Annotated in this window: 19 protein-coding genes and 1 tRNA gene; 8 read left to right on the top strand and 12 right to left on the bottom strand. The window is 57.5% G+C overall.

What is annotated here, in order from left to right; genetic code table 11:
- Positions 1–14 precede the first annotated feature (14 nt).
- A complete protein-coding gene (locus QMZ18_RS20960; protein WP_282608297.1) occupies positions 15–620 on the bottom strand; it encodes a nitroreductase family protein in 606 nt (201 codons plus the stop codon).
- 181 nt (positions 621–801) lie between these two features.
- On the opposite strand from QMZ18_RS20960, the gene QMZ18_RS20965 reads away from it, so the two are divergent.
- Positions 802–1,350, top strand: a complete 549-nt coding sequence (locus QMZ18_RS20965) for a MarR family winged helix-turn-helix transcriptional regulator (protein ID WP_282608298.1) — start codon at positions 802–804, stop codon at positions 1,348–1,350.
- A gap of 66 nt (positions 1,351–1,416) precedes the next feature.
- On the opposite strand, the gene QMZ18_RS20970 is transcribed toward QMZ18_RS20965, so the two are convergent.
- The 9 genes from QMZ18_RS20970 to QMZ18_RS21010 all read right to left on the bottom strand — a co-directional run bounded on the left by QMZ18_RS20970 (position 1,417) and on the right by QMZ18_RS21010 (position 11,003).
- A complete protein-coding gene (locus QMZ18_RS20970) occupies positions 1,417–2,193 on the bottom strand; it encodes an MBL fold metallo-hydrolase (protein ID WP_282608299.1) in 777 nt (258 codons plus the stop codon).
- Positions 2,190–2,999, bottom strand: coding sequence for a TatD family hydrolase (locus QMZ18_RS20975; RefSeq protein WP_282608300.1), 810 nt, complete (start codon positions 2,997–2,999; stop codon positions 2,190–2,192). Before QMZ18_RS20975 ends, QMZ18_RS20970 begins: the two co-directional genes overlap by 4 nt.
- 16 nt (positions 3,000–3,015) lie before the next feature.
- Positions 3,016–4,575: a methionine--tRNA ligase gene (gene metG, locus QMZ18_RS20980; RefSeq protein WP_282608301.1), complete on the bottom strand. Its 1,560-nt coding sequence runs from the start codon at positions 4,573–4,575 to the stop codon at positions 3,016–3,018.
- Positions 4,576–4,665: 90 nt separating this feature from the next.
- Positions 4,666–5,754 carry a DNA polymerase III subunit delta' gene (locus tag QMZ18_RS20985; RefSeq protein ID WP_282608302.1) on the bottom strand — a complete coding sequence of 363 codons (1,089 nt, stop codon included), beginning with the start codon at positions 5,752–5,754 and terminating at the stop codon, positions 4,666–4,668.
- Positions 5,754–6,392 carry a dTMP kinase gene (gene tmk / locus QMZ18_RS20990; protein WP_282608303.1) on the bottom strand — a complete coding sequence of 213 codons (639 nt, stop codon included), beginning with the start codon at positions 6,390–6,392 and terminating at the stop codon, positions 5,754–5,756. Before tmk ends, QMZ18_RS20985 begins: the two co-directional genes overlap by 1 nt.
- Positions 6,393–6,556: 164 nt before the next feature.
- Entirely contained in the window at positions 6,557–7,705 is a 1,149-nt protein-coding gene (locus QMZ18_RS20995) for a D-alanyl-D-alanine carboxypeptidase family protein (protein WP_282608304.1), read from the bottom strand.
- 252 nt (positions 7,706–7,957) lie between these two features.
- A complete protein-coding gene (locus QMZ18_RS21000) occupies positions 7,958–8,965 on the bottom strand; it encodes a septal ring lytic transglycosylase RlpA family protein (protein WP_282608305.1) in 1,008 nt (335 codons plus the stop codon).
- A gap of 132 nt (positions 8,966–9,097) precedes the next feature.
- Positions 9,098–10,411 (bottom strand): lytic murein transglycosylase, encoded by a 1,314-nt coding sequence (locus QMZ18_RS21005; RefSeq protein WP_282608306.1) that lies wholly within the window; start codon positions 10,409–10,411, stop codon positions 9,098–9,100.
- Between the two features lie 130 nt (positions 10,412–10,541).
- Positions 10,542–11,003, bottom strand: a complete 462-nt coding sequence (locus tag QMZ18_RS21010) for a hypothetical protein (protein WP_282608307.1) — start codon at positions 11,001–11,003, stop codon at positions 10,542–10,544.
- Between the two features lie 119 nt (positions 11,004–11,122).
- Between QMZ18_RS21010 and QMZ18_RS21015 the strand changes: the two genes are divergently transcribed.
- The 5 genes from QMZ18_RS21015 to QMZ18_RS21035 all read left to right on the top strand — a co-directional run bounded on the left by QMZ18_RS21015 (position 11,123) and on the right by QMZ18_RS21035 (position 14,379).
- Entirely contained in the window at positions 11,123–11,593 is a 471-nt protein-coding gene (locus QMZ18_RS21015; protein WP_282608308.1) for a PilZ domain-containing protein, read from the top strand.
- Positions 11,594–11,838: 245 nt separating this feature from the next.
- A complete protein-coding gene (locus tag QMZ18_RS21020; protein ID WP_282608309.1) occupies positions 11,839–12,282 on the top strand; it encodes a FliM/FliN family flagellar motor switch protein in 444 nt (147 codons plus the stop codon).
- 253 nt (positions 12,283–12,535) lie between these two features.
- Positions 12,536–13,612, top strand: a complete 1,077-nt coding sequence (locus QMZ18_RS21025; RefSeq protein ID WP_282608310.1) for a type III polyketide synthase — start codon at positions 12,536–12,538, stop codon at positions 13,610–13,612.
- Positions 13,612–14,160: an isoprenylcysteine carboxyl methyltransferase family protein gene (locus QMZ18_RS21030; protein WP_282608311.1), complete on the top strand. Its 549-nt coding sequence runs from the start codon at positions 13,612–13,614 to the stop codon at positions 14,158–14,160. The genes QMZ18_RS21025 and QMZ18_RS21030 overlap by 1 nt, the downstream gene beginning before the upstream one ends.
- A gap of 129 nt (positions 14,161–14,289) precedes the next feature.
- Positions 14,290–14,379 (top strand) — tRNA-Ser (locus QMZ18_RS21035).
- 154 nt (positions 14,380–14,533) lie between these two features.
- Here the strand turns inward: QMZ18_RS21035 and QMZ18_RS21040 are convergent.
- Positions 14,534–15,046, bottom strand: coding sequence for a PAS domain-containing protein (locus QMZ18_RS21040; protein ID WP_282608312.1), 513 nt, complete (start codon positions 15,044–15,046; stop codon positions 14,534–14,536).
- A 729-nt stretch (positions 15,047–15,775) separates the two neighbouring features.
- Here QMZ18_RS21040 and QMZ18_RS21045 point away from each other — a divergent pair.
- Positions 15,776–16,015 carry a hypothetical protein gene (locus tag QMZ18_RS21045; RefSeq protein ID WP_282608313.1) on the top strand — a complete coding sequence of 80 codons (240 nt, stop codon included), beginning with the start codon at positions 15,776–15,778 and terminating at the stop codon, positions 16,013–16,015.
- Positions 16,016–16,332: 317 nt separating this feature from the next.
- Positions 16,333–18,849 (top strand): tetratricopeptide repeat protein, encoded by a 2,517-nt coding sequence (locus tag QMZ18_RS21050; protein WP_282608314.1) that lies wholly within the window; start codon positions 16,333–16,335, stop codon positions 18,847–18,849.
- 132 nt (positions 18,850–18,981) lie between these two features.
- Here the strand turns inward: QMZ18_RS21050 and QMZ18_RS21055 are convergent, their stop codons facing one another.
- Entirely contained in the window at positions 18,982–20,046 is a 1,065-nt protein-coding gene (locus QMZ18_RS21055) for an isocitrate/isopropylmalate dehydrogenase family protein (protein ID WP_282608315.1), read from the bottom strand.
- Positions 20,047–20,145 lie beyond the last annotated feature (99 nt).

The following is a 20,145-nucleotide window of genomic DNA, read 5'->3' on the forward strand; positions in this document are numbered from 1 at the left end:
TGCTTTACTCCCGATCAGTGACTGTTTCCGGTTTGCCGGGGAAAGCCGCCTGCAAAGGCCAGTTCGTCAATGGGACGGCGCGGGCTGGGAAACTCGCGTTCCTGCAGTTCGGCCGGCAGCGCGGCTGCGTCGGCGCGGCGGCCAACGGCAATCGCGATTTCGATGCGGTAACGCTCGGGAACCTGTAAGCGAATGCGTGAAAGGTCATAATCGATGCCTGCCATGCCGTGCGCCTGATAGCCCATCCGTGTTGCCTGCAGGGCGAGCTGCGCCCAGGCGGCGCCGGCGTCGAAACTATGGCAGCGCGATGGCTTGGCCTTGCCTGGCTCATCGGCGAACATCAGGCGGTCGGATAGCAGGAAAACCAGTGCCGAAGCGTTTTGAGCCCATCCGATGTTGAAGGAGTCCAGTAACTCCAGAAAGTTTTGCCATTGGGCATCGCCCCTCAACGCGTAGAGAAAACGCCAGGGCTGAACGTTGAAAGCCGAAGGTGCCCAGCGCGCCGCTTCGATTAATGTCAGAAGGTCGGGTTCAGGCATTGGGCTGCTGTCGAACGCTCTGGGTGACCAGCGTTTCAAAAATATAGGATCAATGGGAAGATCGGTTTTGCGATGTGTCATGGTCGTCTCTCTCCGCAAAGGGGCAGCGTTGCCGGAATACGATTGCTTCCGGGGCGGGTCGGTCTGATGACCGTAAAGTTGCGGTATCGGCAAACTTTTGATAATCTTGCGTCGAATAATTTGATATAAAGTATTTCGACGTCGAAATACATTTAAGATCATTGGAGAGATGAGTCAAGACGTGAAGCAGCAGAAAGATGAGCCGCAACGGGATCAGACCCAGGACGGAGTCCAGGTACAGGCGATGAATCAGGCGCTGGGTGCGTCGATGGATGCCATCCTCGCTCAGTGGCAGCGCGAGCGACCGGATCTCGATTCAGCGGTTATGGCAATCTGCGGCGATGTTTGGCGGGCGGGCGAACGGCTCCGTCAGGGGGTGACGGGCAATCTTTCGGCCAGCGGCCTCGATATCGCCGGCTTCGATGTGCTGCTCACCTTGCGCCGTCAGGGCCGAGATGAGGCGCTCTCCCCTTCCGCGCTGGCCAAGGATATGATGCTCTCGACGTCCGCCATGACCAACCGCCTGGATCGCCTGGAGAAACGCGGCCTGATCAAGCGACAAACCGATCCGGGCGACCGTCGAGGACTTAAGATCGTGCTGTCGGAAGAAGGCTTTAGGCTGGCGGATGAACTCGTCGCCTCACATGTGCAGACGGAGGAACGGATGCTCGGCGCGCTGAGTCAGGAGGAACGAGATCAGTTACGGGAGTTATTGAGCCGGATAGGATAGTTATGGGCTCTTTGCAGAGGTTGCGTTACGCGGACTTGGACCGGACCAGACAAGCAATTGACTTTGCTAGATTTCGATCGTCAGCCCGTCATAGCCCGGTTCCACCCCCGCTGGACAGCGGGACTTGAGATCTTCGTAGTCGATCTGGTGATTCAGGTGGGTCAGGATTGCGCGTTCGGGCTTCACCCGTTCGATCCATTCCAGGGTCTGCTCGAAGTGTGAATGGGTCGGGTGCGGCTCGTCGCGCAGGCAATCGACGATCCAGACCTTGATGCCCTCCAAGGCCTCAAAGGCGGTCTCGTTCAGGGATGAAGCGTCGGTCGAGTAGGCAATATCGCGAAAACGGAAGCCCAGACTGGTGGTTGGACCATGTTGCTGCACGAAAGGCTGAACCGGAATCGGGCCAACCTCGAAGTTCCCCACGATCAGACAGTCGTTCAAAAGAGGGCGATAGAGGCTGGATTTGTCACAGCTCGAGCTGAAGATGTAATCAAAGCGCCGGGTCAGAGACTCGCGGGTTTTCTCATCCATATAGGTATCGATCGGACCCTTGTTGGCATAGGCCAGATAGCGCAATTCGTCGACGCCGTGGCTGTGGTCGGCGTGATCATGCGTGTAGATGACCGCATCCAGGCGCGTGATCTCGGCATCGATCAACTGAACCCTCAAGTCGGGCGAGGTATCGACCAGGACCTGGGTGCCCTGTTCTTCCACCAGAATCGATACCCGGCGACGGCGGTTCTTGGGATTATTGGGATCGCAGGCTCCCCAGGTGCCGCCGACGACACCGCCGGCCAGGGGCACGCCACCCGATCCGCCGCAACCCAGAACCGTCACCTTCATGAGGCAGCGTCGAACCCGGGTTCGTCCAGGGCGGCGCCGGCCCGTGAGAACAGCGTCTTGAAATTCGCCGTTGTTGTTTCGATCAGAAGATCGTTCGATACCTCTTTGATTTCCGACAATTTTTCTGCGGTGTGCACGACAAATGCGGGTTCGTTCTTCTTGCCGCGTTTTGGCACCGGCGCGAGATAGGGCGAGTCGGTCTCGACCAGCAGCCGTTCGAGGGGAACCTGTCTGACTGTATCGCGCAGACTCTCCGCATTCTTGAACGTCACGACGCCGGCGAGCGAGATGTAGAAACCCATGTCCAGGGACGCCTGGGCAAGTTCAGGTCCGGCGGTAAAGCAATGAATAACAGCCGGATAGGCGCCTTTGCTGTATTCGTCCTGAAGGATCGCGACCGTATCGTCATCCGCATCGCGGGCATGCACGATTAGCGGCAGGCCGGTTTCGCGTGCAGCGGTAATGTGTGCCCGAAAGCTGATCTGCTGCTGCTCCCGCGGTGAATGTTCGTAATAGTAGTCGAGCCCGGTCTCGCCGATGCCGACGACCTTGGGATGCTGGGCCAACTCGATCAGGCGGTCCGGCGTCTCCTGTCCCTCTTCTCCCGCTTCGTGCGGATGCACGCCGACGGAACAGAAGACATTCGGGTAACGCTCTGCGATCTCAAGCACAATCGGGAATTCACTCATCTTGGTGCAGATGGTGACCATCGCGCCGACACCGGCACGCCCTGCCCGCGCAACGACTTCGTCAATGTCGCCGTCACGCTGCAGGTAATCGAGATGGCAATGGGAATCTATCAGCATATTTCTGATCCCGCGGCTATGCGCTTTCCGCGTCTTCTTCGACGAAGCGAGGAAAGATGCCTTGCGGTTTAGGCACCGGAGAACCGGATGCGAGTGGAGTTGCGAGTGCCTCGAAACCACGTGCGTCCGCTGCCACAGAGAGCTGATCGAGCATTTTGGCCATGGAATCGGGCATCACCGGCTGGGTCAGGATTGCCAGGCGCCGGACCGTTTCGGCCAGGACGTAGAGAACAGTGCTCATCCGCTCCGGGTCTGTCTTCTTCAGAGCCCAGGGGGCCTGATCGTCGACATAGCGGTTGGCGGCAGCAATGACATCCCAGGTGGCTTCCAACGCCTTGTTAAAGGCCTGCTGGCCGTATTCCTCGCGCAGGCGCTGCGGCAGAACTTCGGACAGCGCCAGCAGAGCTTCGTCCACCGGCTGAAAGGCGCCGGGGGACGGCACCGCGTTGTTGCAGTTCTTCGCGATCATCGAGAGAACCCGTTGCGCCAAGTTCCCGAGATCGTTGGTCAAATCCCCATTCATGCGCCCGACGATGGCCCGCTTTGAAAGATCACCATCGTTTCCGAAAGGCACTTCACGCAGGAGGAAGTAACGCACCGGATCCAGCCCATAGGTTTCGACCAGTTGCAACGGGTCGATGACGTTGCCCAGCGATTTGGAGATTTTCTGCCCCTCGTTCGTCCACCAGCCGTGGGCGAATACCCTCTTGGGTGCGGGCAGATCCGCGGCCATCAGAAAGGCCGGCCAGTAGACGGCATGAAAGCGAAGGATATCCTTGCCCACCATGTGAAGGTCGGCTGGCCAATAGTTTGAATAGTCAGCGCTTTCTACGTCAGGATAACCGGCTGCAGTGATGTAGTTGGTCAGGGCATCCAGCCAGACATACATGATGTGATCTGCATCGTCTGGAACCGGAATACCCCAGGAGAAGGTTGTGCGGCTGACGGAAAGGTCCTTCAGGCCGCCCTTTACGAAGCTGATCACCTCGTTGCGGCGGGTGTCCGGGGCGATGAAATCCGGGTTTGCCTCATAAAAGGCCAACAGTCGGTCCTGCCAGGCCGACAGACGGAAAAAGTAGGAAGGCTCTTCAACCCACTCGACCTCGGCGCCGCTGGCGGTAGCGATCCTTGTGCCATCCGGCTGCTTTGTCAGCTCGCTTTCCGTATAGAAGGCCTCGTCCCGGACTGCGTACCAGCCGGAGTAGCTGCCTAGATAGATCTCGCCGGCGTCCAACAGACGCTTCCAAAGAGCCTGACAGGCGACCTTGTGGCGTTCCTCGGTGGTACGGATGAAGTCGTCGTTGCTGAAATTCAGCGCCGGTGAGAGATTTCGGAAGTTCTGTGAGACCCGGTCGGTGAAGGCTTGCGGATCGATGCCGGCCGCCTGGGCGGATTTCTCAACTTTCTGGCCATGTTCGTCGGTGCCGGTCAGAAACTTCACGTCGCGGCCGTCCAAACGCATGAAGCGCGCCAAAACATCGCATGCCAGGGTGGTATAGGCGTGACCAATGTGCGGAACATCGTTCACGTAATAGATTGGCGTCGTGATGTAGTAAGGCGTTTTCTGCCCGGACATTCCACTCTCCTCGCGGGCGATCAAAAGACGACTTCGTCCGTCACACCTGCGCCTGCAAAATTCTATCAGGCTCTTGGACGTCTCATTATCTTAAGACGTTAGGGCCTCAATCTCGGAAAAGACACTGATCACAACATGTTTGCGGTCGAGGTTCGCACGATCCGCGGAGTTGTACAGGGCCGAGGTCTTGTCCCACAGCGTGAGCCACTGCGCAAGAGGGCGCCGGGCCAAAAGGCTCTCCATAATGTCAGTCTCACCCGCGACCACAGGGGGTGGCAGTTGCTGCCGCGCACCGCCGTTGATCATCCTGGCCAGCCACCAGAGCAGCAGCTCCATGCCGGTCCGGAAGGTATCACCACCACTGTCCTGTGCCAGCCGGTCGCTAAAAGCCTGCACCTTGACGATGTCCATACCTGGTATGTGAGCGACGATATCCATCAAGGCCTTGTAAAGTTCCAGACCGCCGATTGCGTCCAACTGTAGTGCGCGACCAATGCTGCCTTCCGACAGACGGGCCAGAGCCTGCGCCTCAAGCGGGTCGAGTTTGGGCCGGTGCTGCTGAAGCAGTGTCAACAAACTCTCCTCTCCCAGCGGCGTCAGTGGAAGATGGCAGCAGCGCGAGTGGATTGTCGGCAGCAGGCGCGCCGGTTGGTGGCTGATGAGCAGTAGGAGGACATCTTTCGGTGGTTCCTCCAAAATCTTCAGTAAGGCATTGGTTGCGTTGATGTTCATGTCATCGATTGAGTCGACGATCACGATCCGCCAGCCGCCTTCCGTGGAGGTCCTGCGCAGAAAGGACACTACGTTGCGGGCGTCCTCGACCGGAATTACGGAGCGGACCTTGCCTTTCTGGTCGACACCCCGCTCCACGGTCATGAGATCGCCATGGCCGCCGGACGCGACCCTTCGAAAGACTTCGTTGCCGGGATCCAGTGAAAGCCCATCCGGTGATCCGCCGAACAGTCCGGGGGCGGAAGTGCCGCCATTGAGCACAAAGCGGGCGAAGCGAAATGCAAGTGTCGCCTTGCCGACGCCGCGTGGTCCGGTCATCAGCCAGGCGTGGGGTAAACGTCCCGATTCGTAGGCAGTTAGAAGTCTTTTCTCAGCGGCACCATGACCTAGAAGATCGGCATTTTCCCGAGGGGCCGTGGTTTCAATCTCAACTGCTGCCTTTGCCATTACGTCTGATCCAGCGAAAGGCGCTGTGCGGCGAGTTCCCGGATCTGGACCGCAATGTCGTCGATGGCGCCGTCTGCATCGATCACAGCACAACGTTCGGGGTCACGGGCGGCAATATCCAGGAAACCTGCGCGAAGCCGTTGATGGAATTCCAGGGCCATGGATTCATAGCGATCTTCGCCGCCCGCCCGTTCACCGGCACGGCCGAGGCCACTCGCAGGGTCGATATCCATGATCACGGTAAAATCAGGTAGAAAATCAGCAACAACAATGGTTTGAAGCTGTTCGATGATTTCCCGGCCGAGCTGATGTCCATAACCCTGATAGGCCATGGTCGAATCGACGAAACGATCGCACAGGACCCAGTGTCCGGCTTCCAACGCCGGTATCACCGTCTTTTCAAGATGATCGCGGCGCGCGGCAAAATGCAGGAGCGCCTCGGTGCTTGCCGACCAGCGGTCTGCCGGTCCATTGACCAGAAGTGACCGGATCTGCTCCGCTCCGGCACTCCCCCCAGGTTCGCGTGTCGTGGTGACCTGCCGGCCCTGCGCTGTCAGCCATTGGGCAAGACGCTTGATCTGCGTTGTCTTGCCCGCCCCCTCGCCGCCTTCGAATGTAATGAATTTACCGCGAAGCATGAAATGACCTTGCCGTTCGCCCCAGTCTGCGTCAACCGCCTGCCGGCTTAGGGACTGATCGTTTTTCACTGTTCGGGTGAAAAGCGTAAATCAGCCCCTCTTTCATTTTGATTCAAGAAGTAACGATCGGACTCTGCTCCCGAGAAGCAGAGCGCAATCGCACGTTAAGGCGATCCGAATATCAGGTGTTTGACACCAGCCGCGATCTTGCCGAATCCGCCAAGCTGTCCGACAGCCGCCCCAGTGACCAGCGGCACTTCGAAGGGGTCGAAGTCCGGAGCTTCCACGCGAAGGCTGCCGATCTGTGTCCCTTCGGCAATCGGTGCAGGGATCGGTCCTTCATATAAGACCGTGACCTTCATCGCGTCGCGCGACTTACGCGGCAGTGTTACCAAAACGTCATCTGCGGCAATGAGCGGGACTGTGACCTCTTCGCCGAGCCAGACGGGGGCATCCTCGACGGTTTCACCGGCTGAGAAGAGCTTGTAGTTGTCGAACTCGCGAAAGCCCCACTGAATGAGCCGGGCCGACTCTTCGCTGCGTGACCGGTTGCTCGGCAGGCCGTTGATCACCAGGATCAGGCGGCGGTCGTCCCGTACGGCGGACGAGGTCAAGCCGTAGCCGGCTTCCTCGGTATGTCCGGTCTTTAAACCGTCTGCGCCGATATTCATGTAAAGCAGAGGGTTACGGTTGCTTTGTTTGATGTCGGACCAGGTAAAATCGGTCTGCGAGTAGTAGTGGTAGTATTCCGGGTATTCGGTGATCACGTACTGCGCAAGGGTCGCCAGATCCTTGGCAGTCATGCGGTGGTTGGGGTCGGGCCAGCCCGTCGCATTGGCGAAGGTGCTGCCGGTCATGCCGATTTCCCGCGCTTTTTCCGTCATGGTCTCTGCAAATGCATCTTCGCTGCCTGACAGTCCTTCTGCCAGAACGATGCAGGCATCATTGCCTGATTGCACGATCACGCCCTGTAAAAGGTTCTCAACGCTGATTTGATCGCCGACCTTGACGAACATCTTTGAGCCGCCCTTTTTCCAGGCCTTTTCGCTGACCGGGAGAGTTTCCTCCAGCGACAGCCGCCCATCCTTCAGGCGTTCGAACACGATGACTGAGGTCATGATCTTGCTCATGGAAGCCGGCGGCATGGATTGTTCGGCGTTTTTCTGCAGAAGGACGGCACCAGTCGTGACATCGATCATGTAAGCTTCGCGCGCCTGAGTTTCGATTGCGCGCGAAGGCGATGCCCACAGGGCCGTGAGACCACCGGCCAGTGCCAGACCAAGTGTGAAGTTGCGAAGATGTCTTTGTGGCATCTTAAATTGAGATCCTTTGGTGTCGTGGTCGAATCCAGCTGGCGGAATTCATTGGCGTGAATGCCAATGCATCTAGCCTGCCCGATGTTTCTTCACATTGCGTTAACCAAACTTAGCGGGTTGCACCGAAAAGGGCTAGCCGTCTGACGCACGTTCAGTTGACGAAGCTCCCATGGGATTTTGGAGAAATTGAGGCCAGGCGCCAGACCGCAAGATCTTGTGGCTGCACCTTCGATGTGCGGTCATATCTGCTCATTCAACAACGACTCGCGCGTCGCTGAATCCATTCCCGTGCAAAGTCGTCAATAGTCTGTCCGCTTCCGTAACCGACACCATGGGGCCAAGCCGCACCCTGAAGTACTGCTCGTTGCCCACCTGTGCGGTCGCGATTTGAGTCTTACCAAGGGACGACAACCGCGCCCGAAGACGTTCGGCGTTGGCAACCCGGACGAAGGAGCCGGCCTGAACGAAGATGTTGCTTTTAATAACCGGCGTCTGGGTGACAACCCCGTCGGGTTCCGGCGCCGAGATTGTCCTACGTGCGGCGGGCGCTGCCTTTGTTGCCGGTGCGGGCTGGGCCGCCGCCACTGAGGGAACGCCATCGGGCGCCGAGAGGGATTCTCCGGTTACGGAGACTGTAGGGGCCGCTTTAACGGAGAGCGAGGTCGGCTCGGTCGCGACCTGATCGACCCGTGTGGAGGGCTGTGCCAACTGTGTTCCCCCGCCCCGTTGGGCAAGGGCCGCGAGTTGACGGCTCTCTTCCTCCAAGACCTCGACCTTCACCTTGGCTGTGCCTTGAATTCTAAAACCCAACAACTCTGCGGACCGCCGCGAGAGGTCAATAATTCGATTGTTTGCGAAGGGGCCCCGATCATTAATCCGCACCGTGATCGAGCGTCCGTTCCCCAGATTGGTCACGCGTACCATGCTTGGCAGCGGAAGCGTGCGGTGGGCGGCGGTCAGGTCGAACTGGTCGTAAATCTCGCCATTTGCGGTTTTCCGGCCGTGGAACCCTGGCCCGTACCATGATGCGATCCCCGACTCTTTATAGGCATAATCGACCTTGGGGTAATACCAGATGCCACGGACTTCGTAGGGCTTACCGATTTTGTAAGACCCTGAAGATTTCTTCGGGGCAGAAGTTCCCGGTACCTTGACCTGCTTTGCCGTATGAGAGGCCAATTCCAACTCCGCACAGGAGGTGAGAAATAACCCCGCAACAGCAACAGCGATCCAGGCCGATACACGCCGACTGAGCATTATGTTGTGCACCTGAACGATGTTAACTATAGATTTGGTAGTCTACTTACTCTCAGTGACAACAGCAACGCTGTGCTTTTTCCCAGCAAATGATGGTGGAATCTCACTCCCGCGGTGCCGGAGACGAAGCCCCTATCCACTGGCCGCGGCAGAGCGCAAGCGTTTCAGAAGGTCACTGTCGGGATAACCGTCGGCAGGCATCTCAGATTTACGCTGAAAGGCTTTGATGCCGGCTCTGGTCTGCCGTCCCGCGACACCATCCGGTTTGCCCACATCATGTCCAAGTCGGTTCAGAAGTGCTTGAATTTCTTCAATTTCACTCCGGCGCAATGGCGTTTCATTTTCCGGCGCTTCGGTCAGCAGCTTGCCTTTGCCGGCAATTCTGTCCGCCAGATGCCCGACGGCGATCGCATAGAGGATCGAGTTGTTCCACTTTAAGGTTGCGCGGAAATTGCCGTAAACCAGGAATGCCGGGCCTTTATGTCCGGATGGCAGCACGAGCGAGCCTTCAATTGCGGCACTCGGAAGGTCGCGGCCGTCGGCACGGCGCACGCCCATTTTCTGCCAATCGCCGATCGGCTTTTTGTGTTCAAAACCAACCAGCTCTAGATCGAAGTTGGATGGCAGTCTGACTTCCCTGCCCCAGGTTTCGCTGTCGTCCCAGCCGAGGTTGCTCAGGAAGTTGGCCGCAGAAGCGAAGATATCAGGGTGGCTGTTCCAGAGATCGCGGCGTCCATCACCGTCAGCATCGACGGCATGGCCGCGGAATGTCGAGGGAATGAATTGCACCTGTCCCATGGCACCCGCCCAGGATCCGCTCATCTGCGCAGGAGCGATGTCGCCGCTGTCGATGATCTTCAGCGCATCCAGTAGCTGGGCACGGAAAAAGGCGCTTCGGCGTTCATCGTAAGCAAGTGTGGTCAGGGCTGTGATGACGGAAAAGCCACCGGTATGTGACCCGAAGTTGCTCTCCAGACCCCAGAAGGACACGAGAAAACGCGCTTGGACGCCGTACTTTTTCTCCGTTTTGGCCAAGAGCGATGCATGCTTCGCCATCAGGCCCCGGGCTTTTTCGACCCGCTTTTCGTTGACGGCGCGATTCAGGTAGGTCCAGAAGGTAAGCGTGAATTCAGGCTGCCTGCGATCCAGCTCGATGACTCTGGCCAGGGGCTCGACTTCTTTAAGAGCACTGTCGAGCACGCCTTGGGATATGCCCTTAGACAGTGCTTCCTGCTTGAGTGCGGCGAGCCAGACTGAAAAGTTCTGATCTGTTGCGGGTGCCTGATCTTGTGTTTGCGTTTGGGCCTGCGCACTTGTGCCGACGGTCTGCAGACCTGCCAGAGGCAGAAGAGACAATCCGAGGAACGCGCTGCCCAGCAGCCTTGAAGTCAAGCCTGCACGAAGTGAAGGGAGTTTGGTGAGAGCCCTTCCGAATCCGAATGTCATTGGGAATCCTCTGGTCACAGCTGTGCTTGGTTCTTCTGCCACAGCGGGGTAAGTCACGCAATCGACCTATCGTGGGTTTGCCGGAGCGAGTGCGATCTTTAGCGAAGCGATCGCGAACGTGAATCAGTTTTTAGCCTGCAGGCGGCTGCAGCTGTCCTCGATGATAGACTCGACAGCGGGACGTCCCCTGGCTGCGAAACACATAGACGGTATCGGGTGCCGCGACACCGCGCGGATCATAGAGTGTTGCGCGTGATGACGTCGCTGCCCCGTAGGTACGGCCGTTCAGCACGGCGGTGTATCGGCGATCGCGCTTTTGGACGAATTTGCCTTCCCGGCAATATTCACTCAGGACCTGATCGAGATTCCAGTTCCCGGTTCCGAGTGTGTCGTCACTACGAAGCAGAACACCCGGTTTTATGGGCGGGAGGCGTACCTTGCCGTGGGGAACCGCGGCTGGTTTCGTGGTGACGCGCTTGGGCGGCGTTGCGTAGTGGCGGGGATGTGTGACTGAAATTTCAGCTTCCGCGGACCAGGTCCAAGTCAGTGAAAGAATCAAAACAACCATTGAAGGTAGAAAGGATTTGGACATCACGCATACGTTTTGGTTTGAATTTTAGAAGTATGCAGACTAAAGCCTTGGCAATAATACCAAGTTAACGGAAATTTTGTGGTCTCTGGCTAAATATCAGGCAGCTTTTGGAGCCGACCATGACTGAGAATGTAACCGAGGAAGCTGCGTTGCCCGGTGAAATTGATGCGGCTGAATCTGAAGATGTGCAAGGCGCTGAGATTTCGCCAGCCCCTGAATCTTCCTCTGAGGAACCACAGTCGGAGGCTGCCGAAAACGGTGAACCTCCGCAACGGCGCCGTGAACTCCGAGAACTCGAGGTTACCGGTACCGTCGTAATCCAAGGCGACTCCTTTCCTCTTAAGGACTGGAGCTCCAGCGGCTTCGGCGTGACCGGTTGCAAGATCGAATTCGAAGAGAACGCGCGGATCGACATAGATTTTTCCATTACGCTTTCTTCCGGCCCTCTGGCCTTTTCCTGTAAAGCGATCATCGTGCGCGCCGACGCGGAAAGCGGCGACGTCGCCGGTGCCTTCGTCGAGATGCGCCGCGAAGACCGGGTAACGGTTGCCCGCTATTTCGATTCGATGGAGGCTGGTGAATCTGCGTAGGCTCGCGCAATCACCCAGTTGCTAGGACCGAGAGCCGGTCCACCTTAAAAAATGCCGATCGTTCCTGATGGAACAGACTTGGGCATAAATCGCCCGACGAACGCATCAGATCCGCGTCATTTTCCCCGCATGGTTAACAAATATTTATACTTTGCCGCCTTTTAATGCTGCAGAGGCCTTCAGTGATGTTTGCCTGAAGCAGAAACCTAGCAGATACAACAGCGTTCTATACCCAGGAGTGAATGATGGCAGACGAAGACGACGTCGCACCGGATGCGGATTCGGAAGAAGCGAACGAGTCAGCTGCTGACGATACTGAAAACTCGGGAGAGGACGCAATCGACGACGATGCCGTCGCCGCCGAATGGGCTGCGTCCATGGGTGATGACATTGCCGAAGACGATGCCTGGGACGCGGCAGGCGGCGATGCCAGTGCGGCAGACCTTCCCGACGTGCCGGCGATACACGGTGTTTCGCTTGAGGCGTCGGCGATACTGGGCACGGCCTTGATGCCGGTCAGTCAGCTTCTGAAGATGGGCCGCGGTGCCGTGGTCGAGCTCGACAAGTCGATCGGCGATACCATTGACATCAGCATCAACGACCAGATGGTGGCTCGCGGAGAAGTGATGATCAAGGAAGAGCGGCTCTGTGTCGAGATTACCGAGATGGTCAAGCGCATCAGCAGCTAGCCGTTTCCATTTGAGCGTTCAGTGATCGCATTCGCGAAGAAAACCTCTGTAATCCGGGCGTTGCGCCGTTTTTGCCATCATGGCCAGCCTTGCGCAGAGTCGTGGCGGCCTAACGCGGTTTCACGCATTGAGCGCTCTCCCCGACAAAAAAGTTCCGGTCTGCAGCTGCCCCACTTCAGATAGTGAGGCTTTAATTACCCCTAATCCGGTCCACATCACCGAATAGGACTGCAGGGTTAGGTGTTTCTTAAATATGACAGATTTTCCACGATTGCTGTCGCTTGCGACAGCCGTTCCGCCATTTGTCCTCAATCAGACCGAGGTTGCCGCACAGGCGCGGGAACTCTTTGCACACCGCGCGCGTGACATCGACCGGTTGATGCCGGTTTTTGCGCATGCCGGTATCGAAACGCGGCATTCCTGCGTGCCACTGGAGTGGTACCGCAACGCAGCGGATTGGAAGCAGCGCAATAGTATCTACGTTGACAGCGCTGTAGACCTCTTGGCAGAGGCGGCGTCCAATTGCCTCGAGCAGGCCGGGACCGTGGTTGATGAGGTCGATGCGATCATCACCGTCTCGACCACAGGAATTGCGACGCCCAGCCTGGACGCTCTTCTCATGGACCGGCTTGCTTTTCGACGGGACGCCATGCGTCTCCCGGTTTTTGGCCTGGGGTGTGCGGGCGGTGTTCTTGGTTTGTCCCGGGCTGGTTCTTTTGCGTCGGCGATGCCGGGCAAGAAGGTGCTATTGCTGGTGGTCGAACTCTGTGCCCTCACCTTCCGACCCGATGATCTCTCCAAGAGCAACGTCATTGCGGCCGCCTTGTTCGGCGACGGTGCGGCCGCCGCCCTGGTTGGCACCAGCCCGTCACCCGCAAGCACTCACATCCAGCCCGCTTTGACGGCGGCGGGCGAATATACCTGGCCTGATTCTCTTGATGTCATGGGGTGGCATATTGAGAACGACGGCTTCGGTGTCCTGTTTTCTAAGGATATTCCGGGCATCATCGGTGAGCGCTTTGGCCCGGCGCTCGACGGTTTCCTACGCCGCAATGGCCTGAAAAGGTCGGAACTTGACGACTTTGTCTGCCATCCGGGTGGAACCAAGGTTCTGGCGGCACTGGAAGCGGTGCTGGGATTGCCGGACGGTGCCATGAGCGACGCGCGTGATGTGCTGCGGAACTATGGCAACATGTCTGCGGCGACGGTGATGTTCGTGTTGGAACGGGCCTTGAAGCGGCAAACTGAACAGGCGGGTACAGCCGGTAAAATGCTGATGTCTTCGCTGGGGCCGGGATTTTCCGCGGCATTCCAGGTGCTTGAGAGCTGATGTCCGTCTTTTGGATAATCTTGGCAGCCGTTGCGCTCGCACGATTGGGCGAACTGCTCTACGCCCGTCGCAATACACGTCGGCTTCTGGCCCGAGGCGCACTGGAAGCCGGTGCCGGACATTATCCTCTGATTGTTGTTCTCCATGCCGCCTGGCTGGCGAGTCTGGCGGTTTTCGTTCCGGCGGAGACTCTTCCGAATAGCCTGTTGCTGCTGTTGTTCGTCGCCGTTCAGGTGTTGAGAATCTGGGTGCTGATAAGCCTTGGCCGCTTTTGGACGACCAGGATCATTACCCTCCCGGACGCCCCCCTGATCCGAAAGGGGCCCTATCGCTTTCTGCGTCATCCCAACTATCTGGTGGTGATCCTGGAAATCGCCTTGCTGCCGCTTTGCTTCGGCGCCTGGCACATCGCCCTGCTGTTTTCGGTGCTAAATGGCGCAATGCTGTTCTGGCGCATCAGGGTGGAGAACACGGCGCTTGCAGCACGCAGAGGCATTATTCAAAGCAGGAACGACGCCCATTCCGCAGACCAAATGGCGCAACGCTAAACATTTCGCATCTTCGCTGGACGCGGCCCTGGCAAAAGCGTTAGAAGGTTGCCCGTGCCGCAGCGCCTCCGGCGGAGGCGGACGAAATTGAGGCCGAGGCGGTACAAAACCGGCATCGGTAGGCGCAATGGATGGGTGGCCGAGCGGTTGAAGGCACCGGTCTTGAAAACCGGCAGGCGTGCGAGCGTCTCGTGGGTTCGAATCCCACCCCATCCGCCATAATGTGATAAGCGCGAACCTATCCGCCGACGCTTTGCGATGGCATCTGGTTCACTGTTGGTTCTGTCACCCCGCCCTACCGGGACTCTGGGTTTGGGATTCCGGGCGCTTGCACTGCAGACTCCGATTTTGTGGCCAACGCTCGCCGCAGCCCTCAAAGGTCCGGCACGTGTCTGACATCAGGCCAGCAAAAAAACACGCCTGCCAGCAACATATCGACCCTGCGGTCATTTTGGCCAAGCGGCAGGATGGCGCGTAGGTAGTGGATTTGAAACCGGTTCTGGTAGCGCACCTCGCCTTCCTGAAAGCAGGGTTCGGCGCGGGATACGGTCTGTTCATAGCCACGGCGGATGATTGCCTGCATACCGCCCGTTTCTATTTCATCGAGATAGCGGCCGGTAAAGTCGACACCATAGAGCTGAACGATCGCGGTTCCGACGAGACGGAACCTGAATTGCGGTGGCGTTCTGCTCGTAACATCTACAAGAATGATGTTCGGCAAAAGCGTGGGCATTTCCGTGGGATCAATGTCGGCCCTTGAAGGAAAGGCCCGCGCACCTCTTTTTCGCTTCCAATAACTGTAAAGGGCGTCCCTGCGTTCACGTTCCCAGTGTCGTGTCGCGACTTTGTCCCTCTGGGAAACTTGCAAAAGTGGTTCTCGTGTCATGGCCCTCGTCTGAGAAATACGGCTGGGTTTACCGCACGCTTCAGCCTAAAGATCGTAATGCCCGCCGAGATCTCTTTGAGTGTAGGAAGCTTGGACCTTTTGTGGCTGAGTATCAAGAAATTGTTCACGTACAGGTGGTGTTCAATAAATTGTTTTTCGCGCCAATCTCTCGAAGTGTGGCTTACACTCACCGCGGGGACGCGAAGACGACTTGGCAAGAATCAAGCGGATTCCCCGATTAGGTTTGTTTGTGCTTTATGAAATCGTTGCAACCGATTGAATATAATAGATAGTTCAAAATCTATAAATGTTCGATCGCGATAAGTTTCTCAGCTCATGTAATTAATAAGAAGTTAACCTTAAGCATTTATTTAAAAGCAAAACACAACATCTATGACGATTCTCTTCGCAGCCCCCAAAATATTGATCAATACCAAATGTTTCACGTGAAATATTAATGACTTATGGAGATTAACTCACTTCTGGCCTGATGAGTTGTTCAGGTCTTTTTATCCATTGAACCAAAGCTATATGAATCGGCGTCCTGTCGCGCTTCGCCTCATGCCTTGTAAGCGCAGCTGCAACCCTTTATGCCTAGCAGCTTGTCTGCTGAAGGGAACTGCAGCGACCCGCCTTCTGATCCGGTTAAAACACAAGCCGGGATCGAAAGGGTTTCCATCCACATGAGCTTCTTATGACACGCGACGGCCCCTTATGAACACTGGCGGAATGATCGACGGAAAATCGCTACCGGAACTTCAGGCGCATCTCGAGCAGGTGAGTCAGGAAATGATCGGGCTCATCCGGACCTACGATCTGGATGCGACCTCACCGTTCGAGGTGATCAAAGTGGCGCGGGAAAAAATCGTAAATCAGGAAGATTACGTGCGTTTTCTGGAACTTTCTCTGGAAGGACGCATCTTCGGTGAGGCTGCCGCCGCCGTGATGGATGCAGAAAAGAATTCTTAGCCGTAAGAATTGCCGCCTCTGAAACGGATTGCGTTTGTCGTTCCATTCGTGACTGAAGCGATTTTAACGTTGGAAGAATCGTTCATTTTTTCAATATATTATCGGCCGTTCTTTATCTCTTTAAATTGCGCGACAACGAGGGCTGCAGCGGCCAAAAGAGCCGTCGCCGTCGCTGCCATCCGGGCTGGCTTCGACCTGCTCGATCATAGGTTGAGAGGCGATAAGTCTAAAAAGCCATCCAGTAATCGCACATTAATGAAGCAGGTCCATAATTGTCCCCACTTTCATAACCTTAGAGGTTGGCAGAGGCGATCATCATGGGCCCACGACTTCCGATCACGACTGCGTCAAAGATTTTCCTCACCGGCGCAGCGTTGCTGCTGCTTGGCGCTTGCACGAGCGTACCGGTTGAACCTGAAACCGGCGCGGCAGGACAGCAGGTGGGTTCCGCAAGGATCCTGGCGATCTGCGAGAAGCTCTCCACGAACAACGATACCCGGCTTGCGATCGGCCTGTGCGAAAAAGCGCATGTGGAAGATCCGGACAACCCGGTCCCATTGCTGTTGCTCGGTGATATGCTTCAGCAACAGGGTGCGCTGGCTCAGGCCGGACGCGCCTACGGCATGGTAATCGATCTGGAGCCTGACAATGTCGAGGCCCACTACGGCCTGGGTAAGGTTTTCCTGGCGCGTAACCAGTTCGAACTTGCGATCGAGCAGTTTGAAGTGGCCCGTGAACTCAACACCCGTGATCATCGCCTGTACAACGCGATTGGAGTGGTGCTGGACAATCTGGGTGATCATGTCGGCGCCCAAGCCCACTACAAGATCGGGCTCGAATTGGCGCCCAACAATCATGCTCTGCTGAAGAACATGACGCTGTCACGCCGGCTCGACAATACGGTGACCACGCCCGCAATCGGTCCTCGGCATCAGGTTCAGCCGGCTCCCGCATCGCCGCTCAACGTTTCCCCCTCTGAAGCGATTCCCACGGTCGCACCGCAATCCAGTCCGCTGCAGAGTCCCCAGCCGCGCTCTCCGGGGCGGCTCGGACATGAGCCCCTCGCTCAGGTTCCCGCTGCCGGAACCGACAGCCCAATCGAAACCGTCGCGGTGAAAGAGGTTGCCGCGAAGTCGGCGCCAGTCCAGTCACCGCCTCCCCAACCAGCAATACCCCAACCGGAGCCGATTGCAGCCCTTGAGAAAAAATCAACTGTAGAACCGACCCCCGCGCGTCGTGCCGAGGATTCGTTATTCGCCGGGACCGATAGCGGTTATTTGGCTTACTACACGATCGGCAGGCCCGCGCAGAGTTCTTCTTACGTATCGCGCGGTGCCGGTGCAGAGGTCGTTCAGAAGGCAGAGGTGGTCCAGAGGGCAGAGATTGTCCGGAAGGAAGACCGTCAAACACCTGCGGCTTCCCATGTGACGTCCTCCGTCACTTCCCCTGAAACACCAAAAGAACCGGTGAAGGTGGCTGCAGCAGAATCAGTCCAGCGGATCGAAACCCAGAATCTCGAAGCCCAGAATCTCGAAGCCCAGAATCTTGAAGCCCAGAATCTTGAAGCCCAGGAGCTCGAGGCGGCGCCTGAGACCCGGAACGGTCCGAAGGCGATTGACGCCTCTTCCCCGGCCCCTGTACCGGCCCCGGCCCATGTCCAAGGCCCAGCCAAGCTGGCCGATGTTGAAACTGCCCCTGGTTCCATTCAGGTGACTGCGGCGCCGGCAGCAAAGGCGGCCCCGATCACCTTCCCGTCCCCCACACAGCAGACTCTCTCGGCCGAGGGGCCTAGGATCCTCGGGTCAGGTTTCAAAATGGTTCAGATTGAACGGGAAGCCTTGGAAGCGCCGTCAACCCCGTCAAAGCAGCAGCTGCAGGTTGCCGATCTGCCGCATGGAGGCTTTAGGGCTGATGATCTTGAGGTCGAGGCTTTGGAATCGGAACCGAAGGAACTCGAGGTTTTTGAGTCGGAGACCCTGGGGTCTGGGTCTTCGAAGGCCGATGAATTGAAGAGCGATGAACTAAAGACAGGTGTTCCGCACAACGGGTCCAAAGCATCGCTTGGGAAATCGGTCAGCGTATCGCCGGCAGCTGCCGACAGAGTGGAGCAGATTGAGGCGGGCGTTGTCCCTGGAGACTCGAGGCACGCCTCTACGGGAACCACAATCCGTTACGAAACCGAAACGAATGACGGTTCCGATCGCCGGTACCCTGCCCGCCTCTTGTTGGCCTCGCTTCCCAAAGACGAAGAGATTGGTCGGCAGAGGAATCAAAAAAATGACCTGGCTCAGGTTCCTGCCGGAGCCGCAACTGGAGCACCCGCCCCGGCCCCTCTCTCGCTCCTGTCGACGCATATGAAAGAGGTGGACGTAACCCGGAACGATATGCCTGCCGCCGATCGCGTAGCGGTCCTTGCTGCCGTGGAAGCCGACCAGCAGGTGCGGCCGTCACGCGCCACAAAAGTGCGCCGCAGGTTTGGACGCGAGCATGAGGAAGATCACGAGACCAGACAGTTCGAGGGTGAAGTCTGGGATCTCGTCGATGTCGTTAATCCCCTGCAGCATATTCCCGTGGTCGCAGCCATTTACCGCGACGTCACAGACGACGAAATAAAGCCTGCGGCCCGAATTGCCGGCGGGACTCTCTTTGGCGGTATTCTGGGATTCGCGTCGTCTCTTGTGGATTCCGTGGTTGAGGAGGCGTCCGGCCAGGATATCGGAGAGACGGCGATCGCCGCCTTCTTCAACCCTGATGCCGACAGCACTGGGGAAGTAACCCTTGCCCAACGGGAGCGCGAGGCGGTGCTGCGTCAATGGCGCGAGTCGAACCGCTAGAAATATTGCTTTTGACAGAACGGTCCGGGAGCATCTTTTCCAGGCCCTGCAGTAAACCGTCTCTCTGATTTATCGGTCCAGCGATGGTCAAGTCCTACGCGACAACGAGTATTGGCGCCGTTCAAACCTTGCTCAGGAATGACCTTCTTTAATTCTGTCTGCGATCAGCTTGGCAAAAGCGGAGGTTCCCAAGGCTCCGCCGAGGTCTGCGGTTCGCGAAGCCGGATCCGCCAGCGCTGCCTCGCAAGCGGTCTCTATCGCACTCGCAGCGTCATTGAAGCCTAAGTGATCCAGCAGCATGGCCGCCGAGCCTATCAGCGAGACGGGGTTGGCGCTGTCCTTGCCTGCCAGGTCTGGGGCCGATCCATGTTGGGCCTGAGCAGCGGCGTGCGTCGGACCGGCATTAAGAGATGCCGCGAGCCCCAGCCCGCCAGAGAGCTCCGAGGCGAGATCAGACAGGATATCGCCGAACATGTTGGTGGTGACGATCACGTCAAATCGCGAGGGATCACGGACCAGCAGAGCCGCCGCCGCGTCCACAAGAATTTCTTCGTAGGCTATTTCCGGGTAATTCTCGGCGACCCGCCGTACTTCCCTCAGAAACAGGCCGTCCGATACCCGCATGACGTTGGCTTTGTGTATGGCGGCTACGCGTTGGCCTGGACGCTGGGCGGCGATCGAGAAAGCCTGCTCCGCAATGCGTCGCGAGGCCGTCACCGTGACCCGGCGTATGGCAAGTGCCGTATCTGGCGTGGGCATGAACTCGCCAGGGCCCAGGTGCATATTCCGATCCGCATAAAAACCTTCGAGGTTTTCGCGTACGATGATCAGATCGATTGGGTTTGCAATGGGCGTCGGGACTCCCGGACGGCTGCGCGCCGGGCGAATGTTCGCAAAGAGATCCAATGCGGTGCGCAAGATCCCGGAGGGATTCACGCCTCCTTCGGCCAGCGGCGGGTAGGCATTGTGGGATACCGGTCCAAGAATTACGCCGTCCGCTTCCTGGGCAGCGTCAATCACGGATTGAGGAAGGGTCGTTCCGTGATCAGCAAGTGCGGTAAAACCTATATTCATTGAGTGAAGTGAAAGGTCTAATCCGAATACTTCGGCGCTTGCCTTAACAACTTCGCTGGTGGCCCTGGCAATCTCGGGACCAATGCCGTCTCCGGGCAAAACGAGTATCGATTTTTCAGGCACGCGCACGGAATCCTCATTTGAATGCAGTGCCAACACCACACTCGCTATCGTTTCTCATTTTAGGTCGCACATCCTGGAACCGACACAGCCCAAAGGCGA

The organism is Pelagibius sp. Alg239-R121 (assembly GCF_947331435.1).
Lineage (GTDB): Bacteria > Pseudomonadota > Alphaproteobacteria > Kiloniellales > Kiloniellaceae > Denitrobaculum.